Source organism: Novosphingobium sp. PhB55 (assembly GCF_004368805.1).
Lineage (GTDB): Bacteria > Pseudomonadota > Alphaproteobacteria > Sphingomonadales > Sphingomonadaceae > Novosphingobium.
Genome location: NZ_SODQ01000002.1, coordinates 61,287 through 88,125, shown reverse-complemented (window position 1 = coordinate 88,125; position 26,839 = coordinate 61,287). Strand labels below are relative to the sequence as shown.

Annotated in this window: 25 protein-coding genes; 14 read left to right on the top strand and 11 right to left on the bottom strand. The window is 68.2% G+C overall.

Features of this window, described 5'->3' with window-relative positions:
- Positions 1-111: 111 nt before the first annotated feature.
- From EDF57_RS04930 to EDF57_RS04920, 3 genes are all read right to left on the bottom strand, one after another.
- Positions 112-2,673 (bottom strand): hypothetical protein, encoded by a 2,562-nt coding sequence (locus EDF57_RS04930; RefSeq protein WP_134093322.1) that lies wholly within the window; start codon positions 2,671-2,673, stop codon positions 112-114.
- A 201-nt stretch (positions 2,674-2,874) separates the two neighbouring features.
- A complete protein-coding gene (locus EDF57_RS04925) occupies positions 2,875-3,648 on the bottom strand; it encodes a TSUP family transporter (protein ID WP_134093321.1) in 774 nt (257 codons plus the stop codon).
- 121 nt (positions 3,649-3,769) lie between these two features.
- Positions 3,770-4,105, bottom strand: coding sequence for a hypothetical protein (locus EDF57_RS04920; RefSeq protein ID WP_132267749.1), 336 nt, complete (start codon positions 4,103-4,105; stop codon positions 3,770-3,772).
- A 97-nt stretch (positions 4,106-4,202) separates the two neighbouring features.
- On the opposite strand from EDF57_RS04920, the gene EDF57_RS04915 reads away from it, so the two are divergent.
- The 5 genes from EDF57_RS04915 (at position 4,203) to egtD (ending at position 10,394) form a co-directional block, all read left to right on the top strand.
- Positions 4,203-4,475 carry a hypothetical protein gene (locus tag EDF57_RS04915; RefSeq protein WP_134093320.1) on the top strand — a complete coding sequence of 91 codons (273 nt, stop codon included), beginning with the start codon at positions 4,203-4,205 and terminating at the stop codon, positions 4,473-4,475.
- 207 nt (positions 4,476-4,682) lie between these two features.
- The gene (locus tag EDF57_RS04910; RefSeq protein ID WP_134093319.1) at positions 4,683-6,983 is read left to right on the top strand and encodes a DPP IV N-terminal domain-containing protein; all 2,301 of its coding nucleotides are present in this window, start codon (positions 4,683-4,685) and stop codon (positions 6,981-6,983) included.
- Positions 6,984-7,191: 208 nt separating this feature from the next.
- The gene (locus EDF57_RS04905) at positions 7,192-7,902 is read left to right on the top strand and encodes a YoaK family protein (RefSeq protein WP_134093318.1); all 711 of its coding nucleotides are present in this window, start codon (positions 7,192-7,194) and stop codon (positions 7,900-7,902) included.
- A 217-nt stretch (positions 7,903-8,119) separates the two neighbouring features.
- The gene (gene egtB / locus EDF57_RS04900; protein WP_243840940.1) at positions 8,120-9,382 is read left to right on the top strand and encodes an ergothioneine biosynthesis protein EgtB; all 1,263 of its coding nucleotides are present in this window, start codon (positions 8,120-8,122) and stop codon (positions 9,380-9,382) included.
- Between the two features lies 1 nt (position 9,383).
- The gene (gene egtD / locus EDF57_RS04895) at positions 9,384-10,394 is read left to right on the top strand and encodes an L-histidine N(alpha)-methyltransferase (RefSeq protein ID WP_134093316.1); all 1,011 of its coding nucleotides are present in this window, start codon (positions 9,384-9,386) and stop codon (positions 10,392-10,394) included.
- 82 nt (positions 10,395-10,476) lie between these two features.
- Here egtD and EDF57_RS04890 read toward each other — a convergent pair whose 3' ends face one another.
- Entirely contained in the window at positions 10,477-11,838 is a 1,362-nt protein-coding gene (locus EDF57_RS04890) for an ATP-binding protein (protein WP_134093315.1), read from the bottom strand.
- Entirely contained in the window at positions 11,838-12,599 is a 762-nt protein-coding gene (locus EDF57_RS04885) for a response regulator transcription factor (protein ID WP_134093314.1), read from the bottom strand. The genes EDF57_RS04890 and EDF57_RS04885 overlap by 1 nt, the downstream gene beginning before the upstream one ends.
- Positions 12,600-12,812: 213 nt before the next feature.
- Here EDF57_RS04885 and EDF57_RS04880 point away from each other — a divergent pair, with 213 nt between their 5' ends.
- The 5 genes from EDF57_RS04880 to EDF57_RS04860 all read left to right on the top strand — a co-directional run bounded on the left by EDF57_RS04880 (position 12,813) and on the right by EDF57_RS04860 (position 16,696).
- The gene (locus EDF57_RS04880) at positions 12,813-14,102 is read left to right on the top strand and encodes a glycosyltransferase family 1 protein (RefSeq protein WP_134093313.1); all 1,290 of its coding nucleotides are present in this window, start codon (positions 12,813-12,815) and stop codon (positions 14,100-14,102) included.
- A 24-nt stretch (positions 14,103-14,126) separates the two neighbouring features.
- Positions 14,127-14,819 carry a DedA family protein gene (locus EDF57_RS04875; RefSeq protein ID WP_243840883.1) on the top strand — a complete coding sequence of 231 codons (693 nt, stop codon included), beginning with the start codon at positions 14,127-14,129 and terminating at the stop codon, positions 14,817-14,819.
- A 47-nt stretch (positions 14,820-14,866) separates the two neighbouring features.
- Positions 14,867-15,646 (top strand): hypothetical protein, encoded by a 780-nt coding sequence (locus EDF57_RS04870; RefSeq protein ID WP_134093312.1) that lies wholly within the window; start codon positions 14,867-14,869, stop codon positions 15,644-15,646.
- A gap of 125 nt (positions 15,647-15,771) precedes the next feature.
- Entirely contained in the window at positions 15,772-16,056 is a 285-nt protein-coding gene (locus EDF57_RS04865) for a hypothetical protein (RefSeq protein ID WP_132267766.1), read from the top strand.
- Between the two features lie 58 nt (positions 16,057-16,114).
- Positions 16,115-16,696 (top strand): DedA family protein, encoded by a 582-nt coding sequence (locus EDF57_RS04860; RefSeq protein ID WP_134093311.1) that lies wholly within the window; start codon positions 16,115-16,117, stop codon positions 16,694-16,696.
- Between the two features lie 4 nt (positions 16,697-16,700).
- Here the strand turns inward: EDF57_RS04860 and EDF57_RS04855 are convergent, their stop codons facing one another.
- From EDF57_RS04855 to EDF57_RS04845, 3 genes are all read right to left on the bottom strand, one after another.
- Complete coding sequence (locus EDF57_RS04855; protein WP_134093310.1) at positions 16,701-19,085, bottom strand: adenosylcobalamin-dependent ribonucleoside-diphosphate reductase; 2,385 nt, start codon at positions 19,083-19,085, stop codon at positions 16,701-16,703.
- A gap of 370 nt (positions 19,086-19,455) precedes the next feature.
- Positions 19,456-20,025, bottom strand: coding sequence for a TetR/AcrR family transcriptional regulator (locus tag EDF57_RS04850; RefSeq protein WP_134093309.1), 570 nt, complete (start codon positions 20,023-20,025; stop codon positions 19,456-19,458).
- A gap of 141 nt (positions 20,026-20,166) precedes the next feature.
- Positions 20,167-20,916 (bottom strand): siderophore-interacting protein, encoded by a 750-nt coding sequence (locus EDF57_RS04845; RefSeq protein ID WP_134093308.1) that lies wholly within the window; start codon positions 20,914-20,916, stop codon positions 20,167-20,169.
- Positions 20,917-21,114: 198 nt separating this feature from the next.
- Between EDF57_RS04845 and EDF57_RS04840 the strand changes: the two genes are divergently transcribed.
- From EDF57_RS04840 to EDF57_RS04825, 4 genes are all read left to right on the top strand, one after another.
- Complete coding sequence (locus EDF57_RS04840; protein ID WP_243840882.1) at positions 21,115-21,519, top strand: DUF1622 domain-containing protein; 405 nt, start codon at positions 21,115-21,117, stop codon at positions 21,517-21,519.
- Between the two features lie 26 nt (positions 21,520-21,545).
- The gene (locus EDF57_RS04835) at positions 21,546-21,941 is read left to right on the top strand and encodes a DUF202 domain-containing protein (protein WP_132267775.1); all 396 of its coding nucleotides are present in this window, start codon (positions 21,546-21,548) and stop codon (positions 21,939-21,941) included.
- A gap of 73 nt (positions 21,942-22,014) precedes the next feature.
- Positions 22,015-22,935: a hypothetical protein gene (locus EDF57_RS04830; protein ID WP_134093307.1), complete on the top strand. Its 921-nt coding sequence runs from the start codon at positions 22,015-22,017 to the stop codon at positions 22,933-22,935.
- A 282-nt stretch (positions 22,936-23,217) separates the two neighbouring features.
- Entirely contained in the window at positions 23,218-24,120 is a 903-nt protein-coding gene (locus EDF57_RS04825; protein ID WP_134093306.1) for an outer membrane beta-barrel protein, read from the top strand.
- A gap of 102 nt (positions 24,121-24,222) precedes the next feature.
- Here the strand turns inward: EDF57_RS04825 and EDF57_RS04820 are convergent, their stop codons facing one another.
- The 3 genes from EDF57_RS04820 to EDF57_RS04810 all read right to left on the bottom strand — a co-directional run bounded on the left by EDF57_RS04820 (position 24,223) and on the right by EDF57_RS04810 (position 26,554).
- On the bottom strand, positions 24,223-24,816 hold the full coding sequence (locus EDF57_RS04820; RefSeq protein ID WP_134093305.1) for a hypothetical protein: 594 nt from the start codon (positions 24,814-24,816) through the stop codon (positions 24,223-24,225).
- Positions 24,813-25,643 carry a DUF2092 domain-containing protein gene (locus EDF57_RS04815; protein WP_243840881.1) on the bottom strand — a complete coding sequence of 277 codons (831 nt, stop codon included), beginning with the start codon at positions 25,641-25,643 and terminating at the stop codon, positions 24,813-24,815. The genes EDF57_RS04820 and EDF57_RS04815 overlap by 4 nt, the downstream gene beginning before the upstream one ends.
- Before the next feature lie 104 nt (positions 25,644-25,747).
- Positions 25,748-26,554 carry a hypothetical protein gene (locus EDF57_RS04810; protein WP_134093304.1) on the bottom strand — a complete coding sequence of 269 codons (807 nt, stop codon included), beginning with the start codon at positions 26,552-26,554 and terminating at the stop codon, positions 25,748-25,750.
- Positions 26,555-26,839 lie beyond the last annotated feature (285 nt).

Sequence of the window (26,839 nt, the reverse complement as noted above, 5' to 3'; positions counted from 1 at the left end):
TTCGCGCGTCCGGGCATCGCGCACCCGGACAGCGGCAGCCTACATAGCAATGCCTAACGAATTGAGAAGCCAAGGATCGAAAAGTCCGAAAGCGCCGTCTGGGGCGAAAGCTCAGGATTGCGGCAGGGCCACCGCGGTATCGGGCGCATCGCGCAGGCGCAGGTAGAGCTTTCCGGCCACGGGACGCGGCACGGGCAGGCTGGAGCCGGTGAAGCCGGTGGGCACTGCCGCGGGCTGGGCGAAAGTGGGCTCCGCCGAGACGGAGCCGATCAGGAACAGGTCCCGCCCGGTGAGGGTACAGGGCGTTCCCGCCGCTGCTCCGGTCCCTGCCCCGGTCCCTGCCCCGCCCTCCTGTTTCGCGCCGTCCTTGTCGCAGGCGAGGTTCTCGATCCGCGGCAGCCGGGCCAGCGTGGTCAGCGGCGTCCAGTCCCCCGCGGTCTCACCCCCGGCCAGACGGAAGCGCAGCGGGCCGAAGGCGCCGGCCGGCAGGTCGGCCGCCTTGAGCCGGGCGACAAGCACCTGGCGGCTCTCCAGCGTCAGCCCCTTGCCGGCCGAAAGACGAGCGACCGCGGGGCCGTCCGCCGTGGCGATCTCGATCGTGTCGCGCGTGCCGAAACCGGCGCCCGGCGCGGCCTTTACCGAGAAGACCAGTTCGCCGTTGTCGGGCAGAAGTTCGCCCGCGCCCAGTTCCAGCGCCCTGGCGCCCGGCGCGACCGGGCCGGGATAGATCGTGCGGCCCAGCAGCTCCACTTGCGGGCGGGGGGCACTCACGCGCACCGGCAGGGTCAGGCTGCGCCCGTCCGCCAGGCGCACCACGGCCTTTGCCGAAGCGCCTTGCTCAAGTGCGGGCGTGGACTTCGCCGCACCGTTCTGGCCCGGTGTGTTCTGGCCCGGAGTGCCGGGCGCCGAATTGACCTGGGCCGAATTGACCTGGGCCGGATCGGCTTTCACCGAAAGGCGCAGGCGATCGACAGCATCCTCGCGGGTAAGGCCGTCCGGGCGGTATTCGACATCGTTCAGCGTCAGCGACTGGACCTGGTCCAGCCGCTGGCCGGTCAGCACGCCCTGCCGGTCTCCGGCGTGAAACTCGAACCCGTCGACCCGGCTCGCTTCGGCGCGGGCGCGCAACGTGACGGTTTCCGGGCCCTTGGCGCCCTGATAGCGCACTTCCACGCGCATCTCGCCGGGGTTGACCGCGGCCAGCGGCACGGTGAACGTCAGGCGCTGGCCGTCCTGCACTTTCCATTCCAGCGACCTGGGCGCGCCGCTGCCCTGCCTCAGCAGCACTTCCTCCACGCAGGAGGGCGCCGCGCCTTCCAGCGTGACGGCATTGTCGCGGCCGACCACCAGTCCGTCAGCGTCGCCCGCCACTTTCCAGGCGGCGCCGTCGGGCCGCTGCAGCAGGAAGTCCGGCCCGCCGAACGGCGCGAAGCCCCACATGCCGTGAAGCTGGGCGCGCAGCGATCCGGTGAAGGCGCTGGGCAGTTCGTCCGGCCCGATCATGTAGCCGCCCCGGTCCGCCCGCGGCACCACCGCCACGTCCATCGTCTGGCCGGAACCGTTAGTGAGCTTGACCTTCATGTCGTGCGCGAAGGCCGTGGAATAGACCAGGGGCGCGCCCTCCACTGGCAGGACGGCGCCGGGCCGGGCGATGCAGACCGGCCCCTTGGCGATGCTGCGCAGCTGCGGGGGAATGTCCGCCTCCACCGCGGGCAGCGCCGTGACCATGACCGACTTCGGCTTCTGGAACGAGGGCGCCGCATTGAGCAGCAGCGACATCGTGGCGTCCTTGCGCAGCGAAAGCGTGGGCAAGTAGTTGAACTGGGGGTTGTTGAAGGCGCCGAAAATGCGCGCGATGTCCCGCGCCACACCGATATAGGCGCTGTAATAGCCGCCGCCCGCCTCGGGCGTGGCGCTGAGCTGCAGGGCCAGATCGGTGGGGGTGCCCGTCAGCGTATCGGCCAGCGAACTGGAGTGCACGTCGTTCAGCACCAGCGCCTCGCGGTTCTCCAGCAGGCAGGAAGCCTGCATCTCCACGACTTTGGACAAGCACTCGTCATTGAGCTTGATGGACAGGCTGCGCGCCAGCACGGGGGCCACGGTGCGCAAGTATTCCGGCCCGGTATTGTCCTGCGCCTGGATGGCGGCCATGAAGGTGGCCAGGCGCGAATGGTCGAGCGAGGCCTGGTTCAGATCCTGGCTGGCGCGCACGAATTCGCCCGGCTTGCCGCGTACCGCATCCAGCAGCACGCCTTCCGCCCCGCCGGTATCCGCCACCATCAGCAGCACCGCCTGCCGCGCGCCCTTGGGCACGGTGAGCGAGAGCGCCTTGTCCTTGTCCTTGGACTTCCAGGTGCTGGCGGTGGTGACCCAGTCCTTCGGCGGGGGATTGGTGGCCCCGCGCAGGAAGGCGGACGTCAGCAGGAACTTCTGGCCCTGGTCGCCCGGCAGGTCGGCGCGGATCGAGAGCTTGTCCCCCTCGGCCAGGCTGGGCACTTGCGCGATCGGCAGGGTCTGCTGGCCGCGCGTCACCTCGATCCGCAAGTCCGGGCCGTTCAGCTCGAAGGGAGCGGGATCGGCCAGAGCCGGCGCCGCCGCCACGGCAGCAAGCGCCGAGGCGGCGAGGAACAGGGGCGCTCCGGCGCGCGAGAACCGCGAATCATCGTCCTTCATGCTGATCGGCAAAGCGCGTCCATCCTGTCGGTTGCCTGACTATCGGTCCCGAGGCGCAAATTTATTCACCTCGCCCCTATTCACATCGCTGGACGCCTTGCCAAGGGCACGGCGCCGGTTTGCCGGACGGATCGACCCTGCCGTGCGGTTCGCGGCGGGGGGCGGGGGGCGGGTGGCGGGGGGCGATATGCTGCGCCTTCCCTAGAACAGCGTCCACAAGGGATTGGCCGGGTCGGCCAGCAGCTTGACGGTCAGCGCGAAGGACATGACCACCAGCAACGGCCGCACCCCGCGCCCGCCGAAGCGGATCGCCAGCCAGGCGCCGGTCTGGTTGCCGGCAATGTTCGCCGCCGCCATGGAGAGACCCAGAACCCACAGCACTTTGCCACCGGCCACCATCGCCAGCAGCCCGGCCACATTGGTCGCCAGATTGATGAACTTGGTATTGGCAATGGCCCGCACCAGACCCAGCCCGCCCAGCGCCACCAGCGCCGTGGTCAGGAAGGAGCCGGTGCCCGGACCGAAGAAACCGTCGTAGAAGCCGATGCCCGTGCAGACGGCGGTCAGCCCCGCGCCGCCGAGGCGGGCATGGCGGTCCACTTCGCTCATCGGCGGTGCGAGCAGGAAATAGAGACCCATCGCGATCAGCAGCAGCGGCACGAAAGCGGTGAGGAAGCCGGGATCGACATGCTGGACGGCCGTGGCGCCCAGCACCGATCCGGCGAAGGCCCCGGCCGCCGGCACGGCGAAAGCGCGCAGATCCACTCGGCCTGCGCGCAGGAAGGCGACCACGGCAGAGGCCGTGCCGATCGTGCTCTGCAGCTTGTTAGTGGCCAGCGCGGCGATCGGCGGCACGCCCGCCATCAGCAGCGCCGGGATCGTCAGCAGTCCCCCGCCCCCGGCCAGGGCATCGACCGTGCCCGCCACGAACGCGATGGCGACCAGGAACGAGATGGCTTCGAGGGTCAGATGCATGGAGGGGTCCTGAAAGTACGGTCAAGGCCGCTGCTCTTCCGCCCTCCCTGCCCGCGGGGCAGCGCCGCGGGGCGGGGGAAGCGGGAAAGGATCGGCGCAGGGCTTTCGAGGGCGCGGGCCGTCAGCGCTGCTTTTTGGTGATGGCGGCGGTGAAGTCCGGGTCCTTCTTCGCCACCCAGTCCACGAACTTGCGCACGTTGGGATTGAGCAGCAGGCCCTCCACATCCATGCCGTGGCGCTGGAGTTCGGAATTGCTGAAATTGGCGATCAGCGTCTGCTGGCAGATCGGGTGCATCGGCACGACATCGCGCCCGCCCCTGCTCTTGGGAACGGGGTGATGCCAGACGATGGTCTTGCCCGTGGGCCGCCCGCAGAGCCAGCACGGCACCGGCGGAGGGGCCTCTTCCTCTTCGGTGGGATCTTCCCAGGGGCCGTGTTTGGGATGCTTGCGGGCCATGTCTCTGCCTGATCTGCCTGAAAGGAATTGCCTGAAATCGGCCTGCCCCTACCGCGCCCCGGCTGACATTGCCACTGCGACGTCCTATCGCCGGCCCATGGGCAGGAAAAAGCGATACCTCACCGCGCGGATGCCGGACGGCTATGTGAAGACGATCGGGCCGACCGCCGATCCCTTCACGCATTACTGGCGCATTGTCGCCACGCTGGAAAACGGCAAGACCGAGGTGTTCTGGGGGCATACCCGCTCGCTGGCGGAAGCGAAGAAAAGGCGCGCCGCCACGCAGGATGCGGTGCGGATGCGGGGCTGGAAGGGCTTCGTCTTCGAGATCGCCGAACTGGAGGAAAGCGCAGATCCGCCTGGCGCCTGAGCGCCTCTTCGCCGGACACACCGCCATGTTTCCCGAGGGAAACGGCTGAAACCCGCGGGGAACGCGGCTTTTTCCGCGCCGATTCGGCCAAACGCGCCTTGACGCCGCAAGCGATTCCAACCGGCCGGGAAGCGCGCGGGAGCGGTCGCATTTTCCGAGCCATCAGGTGATTCCACCCGACTGGAAAATGCTCTAGGCATGGGTCCGATGTCCAGAATCTCCCTGCTGCTTGCCGCCCTGTGCGCCACAGTTCCCGCCAGCTTCATCTCCGCAGAGGCCGCCCCCGTGACCGAGAAGACCGCCCCCCGGGCCGCCGACACCCCTGCCAGTCCGGCCCCTCGTCCGAACATCGCTGCAGGCGCGCTCGATTTCCAGCGCGTCTTCGCCAGCCCCTCGCTCGATGGGCCGCAGCCGCGTGAAGTGAAGATCTCGCCGGACGGGCGCTATCTCACCCTGCTGCGCAATCGCACCGAGGACCGCCAGCGCTACGACCTCTGGGGCTACGACCGCGAGAGCGGCGAATGGCGCATGCTGGTGGATTCGCTCAAGCTCGGCTCCAGCCGCCCGCTGTCCGAAGCCGAAAAGATGCAGCGCGAACGCAAGCGCGTGGGCGATCTCAAGGGCATCGTCGCTTATGACTGGAGCGACGACGGCCGCTCGATCATCGTCCCGCTCGACGGCGATCTCTATCTGGCCGGGCTGGACGGTTCGGTGCGCCGCCTGACCGATTCCCCGGAGGACGAGCTGAACTCCGCGCTCAGCCCCGGCGGCAAGTATCTTTCCTTCGTGCGCGAGCAGCGGCTCTGGGTAGGCTCGCTCGAACAGGGCGCGCAGAAGCCGATCACCCCCGAAGAAAGCGCCAAGACCGTGCACTGGGGCGAGGCGGAGTTCGTGGCGCAGGAAGAGATGGACCGCATGGCGGGCTATTGGTGGTCGCCCGACGAAAGCCGCATCGCCGTGGAGCGCTATGACGAGGCCCCGGTCAAGGTCGTCACCCGTGCCGCGATCGGCGCGGAGGGCACGCGCACTTACGAGCAGCGCTATCCGGCCGCAGGCACCCCGAACGTGCTGGTCTCGCTCTTCGTGATGAAGCCCGACGGCAGCGGCAAGGTCCAGGTCGACCTGGGTGCCGACAGCGACATCTACGTGGCGCGGGTGAACTGGGCGCGCGATGGCAAGACGCTCTACGTCCAGCGACAGGACCGCGCGCAGACGAAGATCGACATGCTGGCCGTCGATCCCGCCACCGGCAGGAGCAGCGTGCTCTTCACCGAAAAGGCCTCTCCGGAGGCCTGGATCAACTTGTCCGGCAACTACCGCTTCCTCAAGGACGGCAGCCTGATCTGGTGGTCCGAACGCGACGGTTTCGGCCATCTCTATCACTTCGCGGATGGCAAGTGGCAGCAGCTGACCTCGGGCCGGTGGACGGTGACCAAGCTCGTCTCGGTGGACGAGGCGCGCGGGCGCGTGCTGTTCACCGGCACGAAGGACGATGTGCTGTCCCCGCAGCTTTACGCCATCGACCTGGCCAGGCCGGGCACGCCCCAGCGCCTGACCGAGGAAGGCTGGTTCAATGCCGCCGTGGCGAACAAGGACGGGCGCACGCTGGTCGTCACCCGCTCCTCGCCCACGCAGCCTTCGCAAAGCTATGTCGCCGATGCCGAGGGCAAGCGCCTCGCCTGGGTGGAAGAGAACCGCCTCGACGGCGCGCATCCTTATGCGCCCTATCTGGCGAGCCACCGCACCCCCACGTACGGCACGATCAAGGCCGAGGACGGCAGCGACCTGCACTGGCTGATGATCACGCCCAAGATGGAGCCCGGCAAGCGCTACCCGGTGTTCTTCGAGCACTACGGCGGCCCGCATAGCCAGCAAGTGGCGCGCCAGTGGCTGGGCGCCCTGCCGCAGGCCATCGTCGACAAGGGCTATATCTACTTCCGCCTCGACAACCGCGGCAGCCCGAACCGCGGCGTGAAGTTCGAAAGCCAGATCCGCCACAAGCTGGGCACCGTCGAAGTGGCGGACCAGCGCGCCGGGGCCGAGTACCTCAAGACGCTGGACTTCGTCGATCCGAAGAAGATCGCGACTTATGGCTGGTCCTATGGCGGCTACATGACGCTGAAGATGCTCCAGGCCGACCACGGCCTTTACGCGGCAGGCATCTCGGGCGCGCCGGTGACCAAGTGGGAGCTTTACGACACCCATTACACCGAACGCTACATGGGCGACCCGCGCAAGCAGCCGGAAACCTATACCGCCTCGGACGCCATCGACAACGCCGCGAAGATCAGCGATCCCCTGCTGCTGATCCACGGCATGTCGGACGACAACGTGGTGTTCGAGAACAGCACCGTGCTGATCTCGAAGCTCCAGGCCCAGGCCGTCCCGTTCGAGATGATGCTCTATCCCGGTTATACCCACGCGGTGAAGGGGCCGATGATCAGCAAGCACGTCTGGGAGACGATCTTCGCCTTCCTCACCCGCCACGGCGTCACCCCGCCGGAGTGACCGCCACGAGAGCGAGCAGGCAATTTTCGAAGCGCCGGGCCGAAAGGTCCGGCGCTTTTCAGTTTCATCGAACGATTGGCGGGGTTTTATCCAGCTTCACCGAAAGGGCGATTCTGGCGACAACGGCTCCACCAACGCTTTCCCGTCCGCCCCAATCGCATCCGGGGCGGCGCACTCGATAACACCTGTCCCGATGGAGCCCCCCGCCATGACTTCGCCCACAACCGGCCCGACCATCACCGCCAAGACATCCCTCCCACGCCTGCTGCTGCTGCTGTCCGCAACGACCGGCCTTGTCGATGCCGCTTCGGTGCTCGGGCTTGGCAAAGTGTTCACTGCCAACATGACCGGCAACGTGGTGTTCCTGGGCTTTGCGGCCGCGGGTACGCCGGGCTTCAAGGTCGTGCCGGCGGTGCTGGCGCTGCTGGCCTTCATGGTCGGCGCCTGGGGAGCGGGACGCCTGGCGCGGGCCCATACCGACCTGCCGCTGCGCCGCTGGCTGATCCGCGCGGCCGTGGTGGAAGCCGGCTTGCTGTGGGTCGCCGCGGCGATTTCCACCCGGATCGACGTTGCCGCACAGGCACCGGAGATCGCCGTGCTTTCGGTCATCGCCCTCACCGGTTTCGCGATGGGCCTTCGCAACGCCACGGTGCGCGCACTGAAAGTGCCGGACCTGACGACCACCGTGCTCACCCTGACGATCACCGGCATCGCCGCCGACATGGCAGGGCGCGTCTCCCCCAACTTCGCGCGCCGCCTAGCCGCCGTGCTCTCGATCTTCCTCGGCGCGGCCCTGGGTGCGGCCCTGCTGCTCCGCGTCGGCCTGGCCGTGCCGCTGGCACTCGCCGGAGCGGTGGTGCTGGGCGCCACCCTGCTTTTCGCCCGCGACCCCGGCTCCGCCCAACCGCACCGGCCGTAACCGGGCACCGCCGGTAGCATCGCATGGGGATTTTTCCGGTGCCCGGAACCTCGCGGCCTCCCGAGCACTACCTACGACATACCTTCGTTTCGTGAGCGCTGGACTTCTTTTCCGGCGCTGGCGAACATGAGGCGTGCCCACGCGGGTAGCGGAAGGAGAGACGATGAAGGAACAGTCGAGCCGTGCGGACGTGCGCCCCGCCCTCTCTCCCGGGGATATGGCCGACAGATTCCAGCGAACCCGCCATCTCAGCCGCGATCTGGTGCAGGGGCTGAACGAGGCTGACGCCGCCGTCCAGTCCATGCCCGACGCCTCGCCCGCCAAGTGGCATCTCGCGCATACGACCTGGTTCTTCGAGACTTTCCTCCTGCGCGACCATGTGCCCGGCTATCGCCTTCACGACCCGCGCTGGCCCTTCCTGTTCAACAGCTACTACGAGGCCGAAGGCGCCCGCCTTGCCCGGCCCGAGCGCGGCCTGCTGACGCGGCCCACGCTGGCAGACGTGCTGGACTATCGCGCCCATGTGGAAGCCGCCATGCTGGAGGCCATGCCCCTCCTGCTGGAGCGCCACGGCGAGTTGGTGGAACTGGGCATCCAGCACGAGCAGCAACACCAAGAACTGCTGCTGACCGACATCAAGCACCTGTTTTCGCGCAATCCGCTCGGCCCCGCTTATGCGGCTCCCTCCACGCCGGCCTCCACGCCGCCCGCCACGCCGGCCCGCAGCGCCCCACTGCGCTGGATCGAAGGGCCGGAGGGGCTGGCGGAGATCGGGGCCGGCCCGGACGAGCGCTTCGCGTTCGACAACGAACTGCCCCGCCACCCCGCCTGGCTCGCCCCCCATGCCCTGGCCAACCGCCCGGTGACCAATGGCGAGTGGATCGAGTTCATCGCCGACCAGGGCTACGGCACGGCCGCGCTCTGGCTGTCGGATGGCTGGGACTGGGTGCGCGGCGCGGCAGGGGGCCTCGAAACCGTCTCAGCGCCGCTCTACTGGCGCGGCGGCGGACGGCAGTGGGAACAGTTCACGCTGGCGGGCTGGCAGGACGTCGATCCCGAAGCCCCGGTGACGCATATCTCCTTCTACGAAGCCGATGCTTTCGCGACATGGGCCGGCGCCCGCCTTCCCACCGAGCACGAATGGGAAGCCGCTGCGCGTGGGCGCGATCCTTTTGGCGGCCTGCAACTGGACCGGGCCGGCCCCGCAGCGCCCCGTGCGGAAGAGGAAGTGGACGGCTTCGCCTCGCTCTACGGCAATGTCTGGGAGTGGACCGGATCGGCCTATCGCCCCTGGCCCGGCTATCGCCCGGCGGCGGGCGCCGTGGGCGAATACAACGGGAAGTTCATGTCCAGCCAGTTCGTGCTGCGCGGCGGCAGCTGCGCCACCCCGCGCGGCCATGTCCGCCCTTCCTACCGCAACTTCTTCCACCCCCACCAGCGCTGGCAGTTCACCGGACTTCGCCTCGCAAGGAGCCTCTGACATGTATTTCACGGCCCCCAGGAACGACGAGAATCCGACTGTCGGTCCCCTTGCCAGAGCGCCCGAGGCAGACCCCGCCTTCCGCGCCGACGTGCTGCGCGGTCTTGCGCAAACGCAAAAAGCGGTGCCCGCGCGCTGGTTCTACGACATGCGCGGATCGCAACTGTTCGAAGCGATCACACAGGTCCCCGAATACTACCCCACCCGTACCGAGACCGCGCTGCTCCAGGCCCATTGCCCCGCCGTAGCGGAGCGCATCGGCAGCGATGCCAGGGTGGTGGAATTCGGATCGGGCAGCTCGATCAAGACGCGCATCCTGCTGAAATCCATGCCGCGTGCGACATATGTGCCGATCGACATCTGCGGCGAATTCCTGGACGAGGCCTGCGCCGCGCTCCAAGGCCTGTTCCCCGCGCTGCGCATCGTGCCGGTGGAAGCGAACTTCATGAACCCCGTTCACCTGCCGCTGCGGCAGGATGGCGAGGCGCGCAGCATGCTGGGCTTCTTCCCCGGATCGACCATCGGCAATCTCACCCCGGAAGCCGCCGTGGACCTGCTGCGCTCCATGCGCGAGACGCTGGGCACGAATGCCCACCTGCTGATCGGCATCGACCGGGTGAAGGACCCGCAGCGGCTCACCGCCGCCTATGACGATGCGCAGGGGGTGACGGCCCTGTTCAACCTCAACTTGCTCCAGCGCATCAACCGCGAGCTGGGCGGCTCGATCCCGGTCGGGGAATTCCGCCATGTATCGCGCTGGAATCCGCTGGCCAGCCGTGTCGAGATGCATCTGGAAGCCCGCCGCGCGATCCGCTTCGAGGTGGACGGCCAGCCCTTCCGCATGGAAGGCGGCGAAACCATTCACACCGAGAATTGCCACAAGTACCGCCCCGGGGAAATGCGCGTGCTGCTGGCCGCCAGCGGTTGGCGCGAACTGGAGCACTGGACCGACCCGCAAGGCGATTTCTCGCTGATCCTGGCCAAGGCCGACGGAGCCCGTCAGGAACCCTGACGGCCATCATGCAGGACGGCGTGCGCGGTGGTTCCGCGCACGTCCGTCGCTCCTGCGACCCCTTGCGCAGTCCTGATCCCTCTCAGCCCCGCCGCGCGCCGCGCGCCGCCGTCGGCACCGGGTGGAAGCGCATGCGGAACACAGTGCCGCGCGGGCGGTTTTCGGCGGCCTCCAGATTGCCGCCGGTCCGCGCCATGAGTTCGCTGGCGATGGCCAGCCCCAGCCCCGACCCGCTCTTGAAGTCGCGCCGCGCCGAGGAGAAACGCGCGAAGAGTTCGTCACCGGCGGCGACGGGCGGCAGGCCCGGTCCGTCATCGGCCACGCGGATTTCGGCGGCGGGGTCCACGGTCACCACCACATGCGTTCCGGCGGGCGTGTGCTTCATGGCGTTTTCCAGCAGGGAATCGAGCGCACGCGCGGCCAGGTGGTGCGCGGCGAAGACGGGCACGCTTTCAGCGCCGACGATCTCGATCTCCTGCCCGCGGGCGATGAACAGCGGCGCAATTCCCGCCACGCGTTCTTCCGCCAGGACGCGCAGATCCGTCACTTCGCCGGGGTCGCAGGCCATGGCGTCCACTTCCGCCAGCAGCAGCAGCCGCTCCACCATGGCCTCCAGCGCGTCGATCTGCCGTTGCAGCCGGGGCACCGCCTCGGGCGCACCGTCCTGCTCCACCAACAAGCGCAGGATCGCCAGCGGGGTGCGCAGTTCGTGGGCCGCATCCGCCGCGAAATCGCGTTCGATGCGGTAGGCTTCCTCGACCCTGTCGAGCGCGGCATTGATCGCCTGGAGCAGCGGCACGACTTCCTCGGGCATGCCCGCCGTGTCCACCCGCTGCTGGAGCTGATAGGGCGAGACTTGCCCTACTTGCCGCGAGGCCCGCTTGAGCGGCGCCAGCGACTGGCGCACGATATAGGCGTCCACCGCCAGCAGCCCCACCAGGAACACCGCCAGCAGCACCCCGCCCACCACCGCGATATCGGCGCGCAGGTCGTCGAAGATCACGTCCGGATGGTCGAGGTTCTGCACGATCACCAGCCAGCTGCCGCGCTCGCCCATCAGCGGCATGGAGACGCCGGAATAGATCCGCGGCCCGCGCACCCGCTTGAAATAGGCCGCGCCCGCCCGCATCGGCACTGACAGCGAAGGGTCCGAGCGCAAGTTCTCGATGGCGACGGGCCGCCCCTCGTCCTCGATCCAGAAACTGAAGCTGGAGCCGCCGCCGCGCAGGGCCGAGGCGGTTTCCTCCGAGATCGTCCAGCCGCCCCCCTGCCGGTGGAGCCCGTGCTGCATCTTCTGGGCATATTCGTCCAGGATCTGGCGTTGCAGCCGGTCCCCCGTACTGTCGATCAGCAGCATCGCGCCCCAGGCCGCCAGGACCGCCGTGACCAGCGTGGCCGCCGCATGGAGCAACAGGATGCGGCGCAGGATCGAATGGGTGGGCATCAGGGCGCCGGATCGGGGGACGAATTGGGGGACGAGACTTCAGGTGCCGCTTCCGGCAGCCCCACAGGCAACGCTTCCGGCGAGGCGCGCAGCAGGTAGCCCAGGCCGCGCACCGTCACGATCTCCACCCCCGCCTCCAGCGCCGTCAGCCGCTTGCGCAGCCGGTGCACGCTGACTTCGGCGGCATTGGAGGAGAATTCCTCGCCAAGGCCGAAGAACACGGATTCGATCTGGGTCTTGCGCACCACTTTGTCTCGCTGGCGCATCAGCAGGTCGAGCAACTGGACCTCGCGCGGGGCCAGGACGATGCTGGAAACCTCTCCGTTCCGCCCCACCCGCACCGTCTGCGAGGCCACGTCGTAGCGCAAGCGGCCGCAGGCGATCTCGCTGCCGTTCTCGCCCATGGAGCGGCGCAGCAGCGCGGCCACGCGGGCGATCAGTTCCTCCGCGGCAAAGGGCTTGGGCAGGTAATCGTCGGCCCCGGCATTGAGCCCGGCCACCCGGTCGGCAATGGCCGAACGCGCGGTCAGCACCAGCACCGGCAGGTAATGGCCGGCAGCCCGCAGCGAGCGGAGCAGGGCGATGCCGTCCTGGTCGGGCAGACCAAGGTCGAGAAGCAGCGCGGCGTGGTTGCCCGCCTCCACCAGGATGCGCGCCTCTTCCGCGGTGGCGACGATATCGTTGCCGAAGCCCCCGTCGCGAAGGTGCATGCCGATCAGTTCGGCCAGCTCGGCATTGTCCTCGACGATCAGCAGCCGCATGGCGCGCCTTCGGGGAGCCGCGGGGCGGGAGTGATCGGAGTGCCAGTCATCCCCCCATCTATCGCGGGAATGGAACCGGCGCGCAACAGACATGCGCCCCTGCGCACATCCTCCCACGCACCGGCAGGCTGTAAGGTTGCGGTAAGCCAAGGCGGAATAGCGCGGCGCCGAGCGGCGGGCGGAACGGACCGCGCCGCAAATCGAAACCAGGACATGAAGCCGCAAGTCGAAATCGCGCCCGAAGAACGCCCGTCCCTGCCACGCCCCCTTCCCCCCCGCGCGCCCGCTTCCAGCCGGCGCCCGCGCGTCGCGCTCTTTTCGGGAAACTACAACTACGTCCGCGACGGCGCGAACCAGGCGCTCAACCGGCTGGTCGGCTATCTGGAGCGGCGCGGCTGCACCGTGCGCGTCTATTCGCCGACGGCGCCTGCCCCCGCCTTCGCGCCGGAAGGAACGCTGATATCGGTTTCTTCGGTGAGAATCCCGGGGCGCGGCGACTATCGGCTGGGGCTGGGCCTGCCGCGCCGCATCCGCGCCAATCTGGCCGAGTTCGCGCCGGAGATCGTCCATGTCTCCGCGCCCGACTGGACCGGCACCGCCGCCCAGCGCCTGGCGCGGCAGGCCGGCATCCCGGTCGTCTCCAGCCTGCACACCCGCTTCGAGACTTATGCCGCCTTCTACGGCGCGGGCCTCGTGCGCCCGGCGATGGAGCGGCACCTCGCGCGCTTCTACCGCAATTCGGATCGTATCCTGGTGCCCACCCCCGCCATCGCCGCGGAATTTGCCGAGGCCGGGCTGGCCGGTCGCACGCGGCTCTGGGGGCGCGGGGTGGACCGCACGCAATTCACGCCGCATGCGCGCGACCTGGCCTGGCGCCGCGCGATGGGGGTGGCCGAAGGTGAAGTGGCCGTGCTCCATTTCGGCCGCCTGGTGCGCGAAAAGGGCCTGGCCGCCTTCGTCGCGCTCTGCCGCCGCCTGATCGCGGAGGGCCTGCCGGTCCGCCCGCTGATCGTGGGAGACGGCCCCGAGCGCGCATGGCTTGAGCAGAAGCTGCCCCAGGCCCGTTTCGCCGGCCACCTCATGGGCGCAGAGCTAGGCCGCGCCGTGGCCAGCGCCGACTTGTTCCTCAATCCCAGCACGACCGAGGCTTTCGGCAACGTCACGCTGGAGGCCATGGCCTCGGGCCTGCCCACCGTCTGCGTCGACATGCCGAGCGGGCGCAACCTGCTGGAGGGCGGCTCCGGCCTGCTCTACGCCCCCGGCGACGAGGAGGGCGCTCTGGATGCCCTGCGCCTGCTGGTGAGCGACAGCCGCCGCCGTGCCCGGATGGGCGCTTTCGCGCGCGAGGCGAGCAAGGCCTACGACTGGGACGCCGCCTCGCACCAGGTGCTGGCCTGCTACATGGACGTGCTCGGGCGCAGCCTCTCCCCGGCCGACACTTGCCCCGCCGACCCCCGCTCTGCCGAACCATGCCCCGCCGAAGCCCTGAGCCGCGCCGCGTGAGCGTAGCGCCGAAACTTGTGTCCAGTGGACGTTCTCCCCGCGGTTTCGGCACGCGCCCTGATCCGGGCGGGGCCTGACCCTGCCATGGAAGGCATGATCGCCCAGGCCAGCGCCTTCGTATCGACCCACGGCATCTGGGCCGGGCCGGTGGTGGGTGTGCTCTGCTTCGGGGAGTCGCTGGCCATCGTCGGCCTGTTCGTGCCGGCCACCGCCGTCATGCTGGCGATCGGCGGCCTCATCGGCGCCGATGCGCTGGAAGCCTGGCCGATCTTCCTCTGGGCCGTCGCGGGATCGATCCTGGGGGACTGGGTCTCCTACGCCTTCGGCAACCGCATCGGCCCGCGCGTCTATCGCCGCTGGCCGCTGAACCGCCACCGTCCGGCCGTGGCGCGCACCCGGCTGTTCTTCCGCAAATACGGCTTCGCGGCGATCTTCATGGGCCGCTTCCTCGGCCCGATCCGCGCGACGGTGCCGCTGGTGGCCGGCGTTCTGGCCATGCCCCGGCGGCCTTTCCAGATCGCCAACGTCGCTTCGGCCTGCCTCTGGGTGCCGCTGATGTTCGCCCCCGGCTACCTCGCCGCCGGACCGCTGGGCGCGGCGCTGGCGATCGACGAGGGCAAGCTGCTGCTGGGCGGACTGGCCCTGGCGGCCACGGCAATGGGGCTGACCTTGCTCGGATCGCGGCTGCTGGGACGGCGGCGGCGGCGCAAGGCGTGACAATTCGGCATGAGACCAATGGACGGGGTGATGGAATGGACAGGACGATGACCGCAGCGGTTTCCCGCAAGACTGCAATTCTCGGCGCCGCGGCCGGCACGGCGCTGGCCGCGCTGCTGGCGGGCTGCAGTGCGCCGAAAGTGGCCGAAGTGCCGCCGCCCCCGCCGCCGCCCGTGGTGGTGGTGCCGCCGCGCCCGATGCCGCCGATGGGCGCCTCTCCCAGCATGGCCATTCCCGCCCGCGCCGCCGACGGCGCGCGCCATACCGTCAACAGCGCGCTCTCTCCCGCGCAGGCGATCTGGAACTTGCGCTCCGCCTACAACGTGGCGGCGCTCAACTGCACCGGGGCCGATGGTGCGCCGATCCTGGCCGGCTATACCGAGTTCCAGAAGAAGTACGCCAAGTCCCTGGCGGCCACCAACAAGACGCTCGACAAGGAATTTCGCGCCCGCTTCGGCGCCAAGGCCATTCGCGAACGCGAGGCCTACCAGACGCAGGTCTACAACTTCTTCGCGCTGCCACCGGTAGTGCCCTCGCTTTGCCGCGCCGCGCTGGAGCTGACGGGCTCGCTTCAAGCCGTGACCCCCGCCCAGCTCGAAGGCTTCGCGCCCTCGGCCCTGGCCAGTGCCGAGGCCCCGTTCCGCGCCTTCTTCGACAGCTATGAGCAGTACCGCAGCGATCTGGCCGCCTGGGAAGCGCAATATGGCGCCGCCCGCGCCGAAGGCATCGAGAGCGCCGACGGTACCCAGGCGGCAACGGAATCCGCAGACAGGCCTGGCCCGGCAAGTGTTGCCCTAATGAAAATACCTGTGAAAAACACCCTGTAAGGATGCCGTAAGCGCGGCTAGGATAGGCCTGCGTGGTCGATCCCGTGCAAAGCGCCGGGAACGCCCCCGGGGGCACACTAGGACGAAACGGCGTGGTAGATCACGAGCTTATTTCAACGGCATGCGTGCCGGCAACCGAAGGCTATTACCTCTCCACCGAGACCCGCAAGGGCCGTGAGCGCACGGATTCGGCCGAGATGGACCAGGTCCTGGCCTGGCGGATCGACACCTTCAAGGTGAAGGGCGATACGGTGCCGATGTCCACGATCACGCCGATCACCATCAACGGCAGCATGGATACGGTGGAATTCGCCATGCTTCGTCCGGACGGCGTGGTCGAATATCCCGACGGCGCCTCCATCGCCGTCGGCGCGGGTGCACGCCTGCGGGTGGTGGAAGACAAGCTCTGACCGGCACGCCCCCGATGGACGCCGCCCCGGCGCGCGTCCGGTAGGGCACATACCCGCAATGTCCATAGCGGCGCTGATCGCCCGGTTCGGCCTTCCCGCCGTGGCGCTGGGCGCGGCGGTGGAGGGCGAAACGGTGGTCATGTCCGGCGGTCTCATCGCGCACCAGGGCCTGATGCCGCTTTCGGGTGTCATGGCCGCCGCCGCCATCGGCTCTTTCGTGGCGGACCAGTTCTTCTTCCTGCTCGGGCGCCGCTTCCGCATGCACAGGCTGGTGCGCAAAGTCACCGAACGGAAGGCATTCGCCCGCGTGCTCCAGCTGCTGGAGCGCTATCCCACCGGCTTCATCCTGGCCTTCCGCTTCCTCTACGGCTTGCGCACGATCAGCCCCATCGCCATCGGCACCTCGAACATCCCCGCCCGCCGCTTCGTGGCGCTCAACGCGCTGGCGGCGGCGGTATGGGGCGTGGTGATCGCCGGGATCGGCTACAGCTTCGGGCAGGTCGTGGAGTTGGCTTTCGGCCACCTCCGGCGCTTCGGCCACGTCGCGCTCGCTATCTTCGCGCTCGTGGCCGTCGCTACCGCGCTGACCCTGCTGTTCCGGCGCCGGCTCAGCCGCGCCATCGATACGGACGAGACCTAGGGCCTCACCCGCATTTGCTGAAGCCGCATTGCGGGCAGGTGAGGCAGCCCTCCATCATGATCGCGGAGTGCTCGCCGCAGTTCGGGCAGGTCTCTCCGGCAACCCCCGTGTCGTTCGCGGCCGCAGGCGCCCCGACCGGGCCTTCCGCATGTTCGCGCAGGATGCGGCCGATCAGCGCGATCAGGCTGGGGGCGTAGCGACCCTTGGTATCATGCTCCAGAGCCACGAAAGCCCCGCCCTTGGCCGAATGGACGCGCTCCAGTTCCTCGAAGATGAACACCGCGTCGCCCCGGCGGCAGACCGCCGAGAGGGTGCGGGTGAGCGCCGCCATCGTCTCGAAATTCTCGGCCGAACTGGTGTTGATGAAGATTTCGAAGGGAATGCGGCGGCCGTCCGGCGCGAGGTAATCGTTGATGGTGAGGTAGTAGTTCTCACCATCGACCGGCCACTTGATCTTGATCGTGCGGCCCTGAAGCATTTCCGGGCGCCTGGGCACGGGCGCCTCGCTGGGGAAAGTCGGCGCCGGCGCTGCAGGCCTGGCCGTTTCCACGGCCGTGTCCTTCACCTGTTCCGCCACCGGCTCTGACAGCACGGAACCGCGCACGCCGCTGGGCCGGTACGTGGTGCAGCCCTTCATGCCGGTCTCCCAGGCCTTCAGGTAGACCGCGCGGAACGCCGCGTAGGGCATGTCCGCCGGGCAGTTGATCGTCTTGGAGATCGCCGCGTCCACCCATTTCTGCGCGGCGGCGGCCACAGCGATATGATCCTCCACCGAGAGTTCCAGCGCGGTCACCATGTAGGGCGGCAGCGGCGCGGCCGGATCGAAGCCCGGCAGGCGGCTGTAGAGGTACCAGCCGTAGTCCTCGACGGTGAAGCTTTCCGTGCGCTGCTCGGTGGCGGTCTGCTCCACCACGACGGCGCGGTTGTAGCGCCAGGAGAAGCTCGGCTCGATGCCGGAGCTGACATTGCCGTAGAAGATGCTGGTGGTGCCGGTGGGCGCGATGGTGAGCAGCACGCCGTTGCGGATCCCGTGGCTGGCCACGTCGGCGCGGATGTCCGCGGGGAGCTTGTCCAGCATCGGCGCACGGGCGAACTGGTCCCGGTCATAGGCGGGGAACGGCCCGCGCTCCTTCGCCAGCGCGATCGAGGCGCGATAGGCTTCTGCCGCCATCGCCGCGCAGACTTCCTCCACCATCGGCACGGCAGCCTCGCCATAGCGCAGGCCCAGCTGCTGGAGCAGATTGCCCAGGCCGGTGAAGCCCAGCCCGATGCGGCGCTTGGCCTGCGCCTCCAGCCGCTGGTCCTCGGTGGGGAAGGGCGAGGTTTCCAGCACGTTGTCGAGGAAGCGCACGCCGATCCGCACGGTGGCGGCCAGCCGCTCCCAGTCCACCCGCGCAGCGGCAGTGAAGGGATCGAGCACCATGTTGGCCAGGTTGACGTGGCCCAGATCGCAATCGCCGTTGGGCGGCAGGGGCTGCTCGCCGCAAGGGTTGGTGGCCGAGATCGTCTCGCAGTAGGAAAGGTTGTTGAGCCGGTTCACCCGGTCCACGAAGACGACGCCCGGCTCGGCATATTCGTAAGTCGTGCGGGTGATGAGGTCGAACAGCTCCGCCGCGCGCATGCGGCGATAGACGTACCACGGCTTGCCGTCGCGCTCGGTGACGGCGACATGGCTGCCGTCCGCGCGGGGCACCGAGAAGCCCAGGTCCCAGTCCGCATCGGCCTCCAGCGCGGCCATGAAATCGTCAGTGATCGCCACCGAGACGTTGAAGTTCTTCAGCACGTCCTTGCGCGTCTTGGCTTCCACGAAGGCGATCACGTCCGGGTGCCAGACCGGCAGCATGGCCATCATCGCGCCGCGCCGCGATCCGCTGCTGCGGATCGTCACGCACATGCCGTCCCACATGACCATGAACGGGATCACGCCCGAGGAGACCGAGGCCGTGCGGCCCACCACCGCGCCGTCGGGGCGGATCGTGCCGAAGTCCATGCCGATGCCGCCGCCCTGCTGCTGGGTGAAGGCGGCCACTTTCAAGGCGTCCATGATGCCCACGCCCGGCAGGTCCGGCTCGGTATCCATCGAATCCTGGATGATCGGACTGACGAAGCAGTTGATCCAGGTGACCCGCTTGCCGGTGCCCGCGCCCGCGAAGATGCGGCCGCCGGGCACCCAGTCGCGCGCCTCCAGCGCCGCCAGCGCCTCGGCCGCATGGGCGGCATCGTCCCGGGCATAGACGCCCGCCACCACGCGCCGGAAGGTGTCGGACGGGCTCTGCTCATCGGCGTGCCGGTACTTCTCCTTCCAGACGTGCAGGGTGACGGGCTGGTCGAGGGGGCCGGAGGAAGTCAGGCCTGAAGCACTGGGAGCGGACGAGGTCGGGGCGGGCATGGCGGTTCCTTGTCGTGATCTGTCGGCCAGAGATTAGTCGGCCAGATCGGTTGGATGGGCGGCGGGCACGCCTGCAGGCGCGCCGAAGCCTCGGCCGTCATCAGGGTAACGGCCGCGGAGCGGTTTTGGTTGTCGGTATCGAGAGCTTGCGCGTCAGGCGCCGGGCGGAGCGCGCTCGCAGGTCTGCGGAGACCTGGGCGATGTTCGCGCCTTGGGGACGCGTCTCATCGGGGCGCAAAGCGGCGCCTGGGCAGCGATCATGGCGGCAATCTCCGCCGCACCCGGCCATCCGGACGCGACGGGATTCAGGATACCGGGCGGTTTCCCGATTACAACCCTTGCGGGAAACTTTCGTGGTGGAGCAGGGGCCTTAGCCGGGAAGCAAGGGCGGCAGCGCCAGCCGCACGAGGTCTCCGGCGCGGGGTGCGGACACGAAGGTCAGGGCCGGGGCGAAGGCGATCTCGAACAGCAGCGCGCCAAGCTGCTCGGGCGCGGCCCGGCACGCCGGGAAGCGGCCGAGCAGATAGCTGCCGAGCTTGCGCCACTGCCCGCGCACGATCTCTTCCTGCCGGCGCAGCGAGTCCTTGCCCTGGGCCACGCGGGCATGTTCCAGAATGGTCAGCGACCATCCCCCGAACCGCGAGCGCTCATCGGCCCAATCTGCCAGAACGGTCACGATTTCCGCCGTTTCCTCGGCCTTTTCCAGCCGTGCCAGCAATTCCCGGAGGTTCTCCTCGCTTTCCGATTCCAGCACGGCCAGGAAGATCGCCTCCTTGCCCTCGAAATTGGAATAGACCGCGCCCTTGCTGTAGCCTGCCGCTTCGGCGATGCGGTCTACCGAGGTCACGGCATAGCCGTCGCGCCGGAACAGCTCGCGCGCCGATTTCAGCAGCCGCAGGCGCGTGAGCGCCTGGCTTTCACTCCGCGTCAGCCGCGTCATATGCCCACTTCTCCTGTCGGTCCGCCTCGTTCGAACGGCCTGGCGTTTCTTGCCGAAGCGGGCCGTCTGCGCGGCCCGCTTCGGGATACTAATCGGTATTCAAAAGAGCGCCGCGCCTTGCCCGCAGCGGCGCCCCGGGGATCAACTTTCGAACTTCTCCGTCGTGTCCGCCGCACCCTTCACCCAGTAACCGCTGGCCTTGAGCCACTGCGGCACATGGCCCAGTTCCTCCAGCACATAAGTGCGCAGCGCCCGCGTCACGGCGCCTTCCGCGGCGATCCAGATGAAACCGTCGCCCGCGGGCGGCACGAACCGGCGCAGGGCTTCCAGCAGCGGTTCGGCATCGATGGCCTGCGCGGCCGGGCGGTGCACCCAGATCGCCTCGTGCTGCGCGGCGGTGGCGAATACCTGCTCCTCTTCCGCGCCTGTCACGGCGACCAGGCTGGTGACGGGGGTTCCGGGCGCGAGTTCCTCGATCCGGCGGCCGATGGCGGGCAGTGCGGTCTCGTCTCCCACCAGCAGCCACCAGTCGAAGTCCTGCGGCACCACCAGCGAACCGCGCGGACCGCCGATGCGCGCCTCGTCGCCCACTTTCGCGCCCGAAGCCCAGGCGGTGACCGGCCCTGCCTCGTGAATCGCGAAGTCCACGATCAACGCATTGTTATCCGCGTCGTAGCGGCGCGGCGTGTAGTCGCGCATGGCGGTTTCGCCGTTTTCTCCTTCCGGCACGAAGACCTTGATATGATCGTCAGGCGCGAGGCTGGTGAAACCGGCCAGCTCGTCCCCGCTCAGGGTAAGCCGCAACATGTTCGGCGTGACGTTCTCGACCCGGCTGACCACGAGCGTGCGGCGGTGCAGTTCGTGGCGGACGCGGTTAATCTGGTGCTTCATGGGCTCTCCTGCGAGCGGTTAGCGCGAATGGGCGCGCTCCCTTCCCACCTTTCAGATACTCACTGGTATCCCTGTTCGCAAGTGCTCACGGCGTGGGTTCTCGGGGAGCCGCCGCCGCTTTTGCCGGGGATTTTCCCGATGGGCAAAGGGCGCCCGAACGGAACATCCTCCGGAGGTTCGAACGGAAAGGGCCTGTCGATGGAAGAGGTTCTGCATACTATTGCCGAGTATCTGGCGTTGGCGGTCAACCTGCTGGCGATGCTGGCCATCGCCTTCGGTTCGATCCAGGGCGCCATCGGCCTGTCGCGCCTGCTGCTGTTCAACGGCTCGGAAGAGGAACTGCGCCCGGTCTGGCTTTCGCTCGGGCGCTGGCTGGTGGCCGGGCTGACGTTCCAGCTTGCCGCAGACATCGTGGAAACCACGATCGCGCCCAACTGGGACGCCATCGGCAAGCTGGCCGCCATCGCCGTCCTCAGGACGCTGCTGAACTATTTCCTGGACCGCGACATGGATGCGCTCCGCGAACGGGCCGAGCGCCGGGCCGAGGCGATGCGGGACGCTGCCGAGGCGCGTGCCGCGACAATGGGAACCGCCGCCCCCTGATCGGGTCCTGCACGGGAGATGCTTTGATGGCCACGACGCAACCTGCCCAGGGAGAAACGCCCGAACTACCGGGCGACCTGGGCGCAATCCGCACGATCCTGGCGGCAGACCGCACGCTGATGGCGTGGATCCGCACTTCGCTGTCGATGCTCAGCTTCGGCTTCACGATCTACAAATTTCTCCAGAGTCTGGCGGACAACGCCCAGATCACCCGTACCGACAGCCCGCAGCATGTCGGGATGTTCCTGGCGGCGGCGGGTACCGGCGCCATGCTGCTGGGCACGGCCAGCTACTGGATCACCCTGCGCGACGTCGCCCGCGTCGAGCCTTTCAAGCTCGGCCGCTCCGTGCTGCTGGTGGCTTTCGTGATGTCCGTGGCAGGCCTGTTCCTTTTCACCGCCATCGCCACGCGACTGGTGTGAGCACCGGCCCGATTTCCCGCCCCGCCGCCCCATCTATCGCCGCCCCATCTCTCGCCCAACGGAGCCTGTCATGATGCCCATAACCAGTCCGCTTGCCTCGGTTCCCATCGTCATCCTGGGGCTCGTGCTCCTTGCCGTGGTGGTCGGCCTGACATGGCTGGGCATGAGGCTGGGAACCCGGATCGAAGGGGCGCGCCGCTCTGCCACGGTCAGTGCCGATCCCCGCATGCCGGGTGCGGCCACCACCTCCGCGAAAGGCGGGGCCGACGATCCGGGCGACGATGTGAACAGCGCGATCGTACCGGCGGTGCTGGGCCTGCTGGCCCTGCTGCTGGGCTTCACCTTCGCGCTGGCGGTGGACCGTTTCGAAACGCGCAGGGGCCTGGTGCTGGAAGAAGCCAACGCCATCGGCACGGCCTATCTCCAGACGCAGATCCTGCCCGACCCGCACCGTGCCCGCCTGAGCGCGCTGCTGACCCGCTACACCGATAACCGCATAGCCCTGGCCGGAGACCCGACGCCGGAGCAGCTGCGCAACGAGCTGGCGGAGAACAACCGCATCGTCAACGACATCTGGTCCGCCACCCTGGCCGGGTTCGACAGCATCCGCCAGTACGACATGTCCAGCACCTTCGTGTCCTCGATCAACGCGGTGATAGACCTCGATACCTCGCGCAAGACCGGTCGCATGGCTCATGTGCCCGAGGAAGTGTTCTGGGTGCTGATCGTCTACGTGCTGATCGCCGCCTTCATAATCGGCTACATCATCCGCACCCGCGCCAGCTTCTACTTGTCCTGCGTGATGAACCTGCTGGTGGTCATGTCGCTCATGCTGATCATGGACATCGACCGGCCGGCATCGGGCGGCATCCGGGAATCGCAGTTCCCCATGCTGCTGCTCAGCCAGTCCATGCGCGGCGAATCCCGCGCCGATTTCGACCGCTGGCGGACCGTGCCGGGGGTGCTGCCGGCCACGCAGCCTGCGCCGCAGTAGATGCCGTGCCGGGCGCTCTCGACTTCCCCGACCCGTGCGCCAGCCCCAGCCCCGGCCGGAACCGCGTCTCCTTGGGTGCAGGAGTAGGGGTTTCCCTGATGCCTGCCTCGGGATTGGCCCGGATACGCGGGACTCGGCGGCGCCCATATCCTTGCAGGCATATCCTTCGGGAAAACCACGAATTGAGAGCCCGTCACGCGGGTTCTCCCCGCCTTTTCGAAGACCTCATTCACCTTGGGCCGCCTGCCATCGATACCAGGCCGCCTCTGACAGGAGCAGACCATGGAAGCCCAGATTTCCGACGTGGTTCCGACACTCCGCCGAGGTTCCGGACAAAGCGCGCCTGAGCGGATGCGGACCGCCCGCAACAGACGGCGGATCGCCCTGCTGGTGTCGGCCTGCGCCGCCCTGGGGCTCCACGCCCCCGCCTCGGCCCAGACGCTGGACAACAAGTACTGGGTCAGCGCCATGGCGTTCTTCCCCAAAGTCGATACCGACGTGCGCGTGGCCACCAAGACCCAGGCGGACATCGGCACGGACATCGATTTCGAAAAGGACCTGGCGCTCGACAAGGACGAGATCCTGCCCTCCTTCACGGCCGGCGCACGCTTCGGCCGGGTGATCGTGGGCGCAGACTTCTACAAGCTCAACCGCAATGGCCAGATCGGCCTGGCGCGCGACATCTCGTTCGACGGCGTCGTCTATCCCGCCACCGCCCAGGTGCGCAGCGGTTTCGACAGCGAGATCTACCGCCTCACCGTGGGCTATGCCTTCGTGCAGAACTCCACGGTGGAACTGGGCGCCGCGATCGGCGCGCACGTCACCCGGTTCGAGATGTCGCTCAGCGGCGTGGGCACCGTGGGCGGTGTGACCGGCCAGAGCGAAGTCCGCCGCCGCAACGTGCTGGCACCGCTCCCCACGATCGGCGCCTTCGTGACGTACAAGGTCGCCCCGCGGGTGGAGCTGAACGGCCGGTTCGACTGGCTTTCGCTCAAGATCGACGATTACGACGGCCGCCTGCTCAACGCCCAGGTCGGCGCCAACTACGCGGTGGCGAAGAACCTCCAGCTGGGCGTGGCCTATCGCTATGTCGACTACCGCCTGGGGATCGACAAGGAGCGCTGGGACGGCCGCGTGCGCTACAAGCTCTATGGCCCGGCGGTGCTGCTCCAGGCCTCGTTCTGATCGCATTGCCGGCAACGAGAAAGGCGGCGGACCGGATCGGTCCGCCGCCTTTCCCTTGCGTCCAGCGTCTGCGCGCCGACGAACGCCGGCGCGCCGGTCCCCTCAGCGCGGAGGATTGACCACGACGTACTGGACGGACGATCCCGAATACTGCGGCTGATACCAGGTGCTGCCGCATTGGGAGTAGCTGACGCCGTTGACGATCGTCGTGGTGCAGCTGGGCGGCACGCTGCGGACGATGGAGCCGACCACCGCCGCGGTCGTGGCGGCAACCGCCATCGTCGCCACCGGGTGCCAGTGATCGTCCCAATCGTCCCAGTCGTCGTGATAACCGCCGTGATAGTCGCCATGGACGTTGACGTCGACATTGCGGTTCACGTTGCGATTGACGTTCCGGTTCACGTTGCGATCGGCGCTGTGGTTGATGTTGGTGGAGGCCCCGCCGCGCACGGGCGGACGGCCGCCGGAGCGGGGCGCGGCGGCACGCGCTCCGCCGCCGCCACCGGCAGGCCGCGCGTGGGCACCGCCGCCTGCGGGACGGCGCTGGCCGCCACCCGGCGCAAGCTGCGCCTCGCTTCCCGACACGACCGATGCCGGCAGCATGTCCGGTCCTGCCAGCGACGCGGCCGAGACCCCGTCCAGCCCCAATGCGAGTCCGGCCACGAGCGCCAGAGGCGCGGAGACGATCAGGCTCACTGCCCTTCTCCCTTGGTTGCGGCGGCATTGACGTCCGCCATGGTGATACGATGTGCGTTCGCCGGCGGGGTGAAGGCCAGGTCGGCCGTGCCCGGCGTCACTTGCGTGTCCCAATGCAATACGGCGACATATTGGGGCATGGCGGGATCGTCCTTGTTGGTGATGACCAGCTTGCAGGGCAGCGGCCGGGCGCCGTCCTCGATCCAGATCTGCCAGTCCACTTTCTCCTGGCGGAAGGCATAGTGCATGCACTTGCGGTCATCGATCGTCTCCGGCCGCACGACCATGGCCTCCTTCACGCGCGAACGCAGGGTCTGGTCGGTGCCCCAGGTGAAGAAGTCGGCCAGGGGCAGCTCGATGCCGTAGTCGCGCTTGGCCTTGTCGATGGTCAGGCCGATCGAGGAGGCCGCCGGGAAGTCCGCGTAGAAGCCCACGCGCGGGGCGAAGATCGTGAAGGTCTTGCCGTCGTAGTACATCTCGCGAAGCTGGGTGTCGGAATCCGTGACGATCTTGAAGGCATTGGGCCGCTTCGCCAGGATGTTCACCTTGCCGCCGAACTGGATCTTCTGGCCGGTGACCAGAACCTGCTCGGTGGTGGCGTCCGCCGTGACGCGGAAGCTGCCGAGAGTCAGCAGGAAGGCGCTCATGCGGTCCATGGCCTGCATGGCGGCGGGGTCGATGGGGCTGGAGGCGGCATCCGCGGAAGCGGCCTGCGCCCGGGCGGAAGGCGCCGCCGGCCCGCATAGCGCCCCTATCCCCGCCAATGCCATCGCGGTCGCCATGAGCGCCGCCTTCCGTGTCGGGCCGATTGAGCCGGAACGTGCCATATAGTCTCTCCTCTAAGGTCGCCCGACGGGCGGCTATGACTATCTGCCCGCGCCGCCAGCCGCCCCATCCGGGTTAATGCCGAGTTCGCGCGGGATTGATCCGCCTATTCGGGGAACAGCAGGGTCATGACGAAACGCGCGCCCCATTCCGGGCCGAACCGCGGCCGCTCCGCATAGTAACGCGCGCCCACGCCCAGGCTGACCGGCTGCTTGCCGAACTTCACGACATGGCTGACCGAAAGGTTTATCGGCACGACCCAGTCCTTCGACTTCCAGTCGTAGCTTGTCTCGGTGTTGAGGCCGAAGCTGGTCGAATCGGGCAGGGTCTTAGTGATGAAAGGCTGAAGGAAGGTCTGGCTGATCCCCGGCGCGGAAGACTTGCCCGCGAAAGACCAGATGTGATTGGCGAGAAACCCGTAAGTCATCCCCCCACCCTGCTTGAGAAGCACCGCAGTGGGCCCGGCTCCGAACTTGTCCGAACCGAAGGTGGAATTGCCGGTGGGCCAGAGAATGGCCGGGCCGACGCCCCAGACCACGCCGTTTTTCGCCACCTTGGGCGAAAGGAAGAAGCTCTGCACCGTATCGCCCAGGCCGCTGTCGCCCTTGCCGCCGCGCACGGTGCTCTCCTGGCTGATGATCGGCACGATCGTGCGGGTGATCAGGTTCCAGTCCTGCGAGATGCCCAGCGGAATCACCGGCTGGATGTTCAGGGTATAGCGATCCGCGTCGTTAGGACCGTAGCAGCAGTCGTAGTTGGACTGGAACGGCACCGAGATCAGGCTGGAAACAGGGTTTGCCAACTGGTCCGCCAGCGCCTGGCCTTCGGAGGCCGCGTCTTGCTCCTGCGCCTGCGCGGCACCGGAGGCCGATGCCGCCAGCAGCACGCCGGCCAGACATAACGGGATTCTCATCGCGCGATTCTCCATGCGACGGGCCCAACGGCCCTGCCGGCGAAGGCTCCGCCACCGAAGCGGCGCAGGCTATCGGCGATTCCCTTGTCTTTGCCCGGGGACTTTCCCGAGGCCGCAGGCGGGATGCGGCGCGAGGCCGCAGGCAGTGATGAGGCTGCAAGCAGGTTGCGCACCATGTCAGGGATTCGCCGGGGGTTCCCTCGGGAGAGTCCCGATGGCGCAGGAATGGGGATCAGGTACCCGTTAAAGGGTGACGCGCCGATGGAGCCGCCGAACTGCCGATCC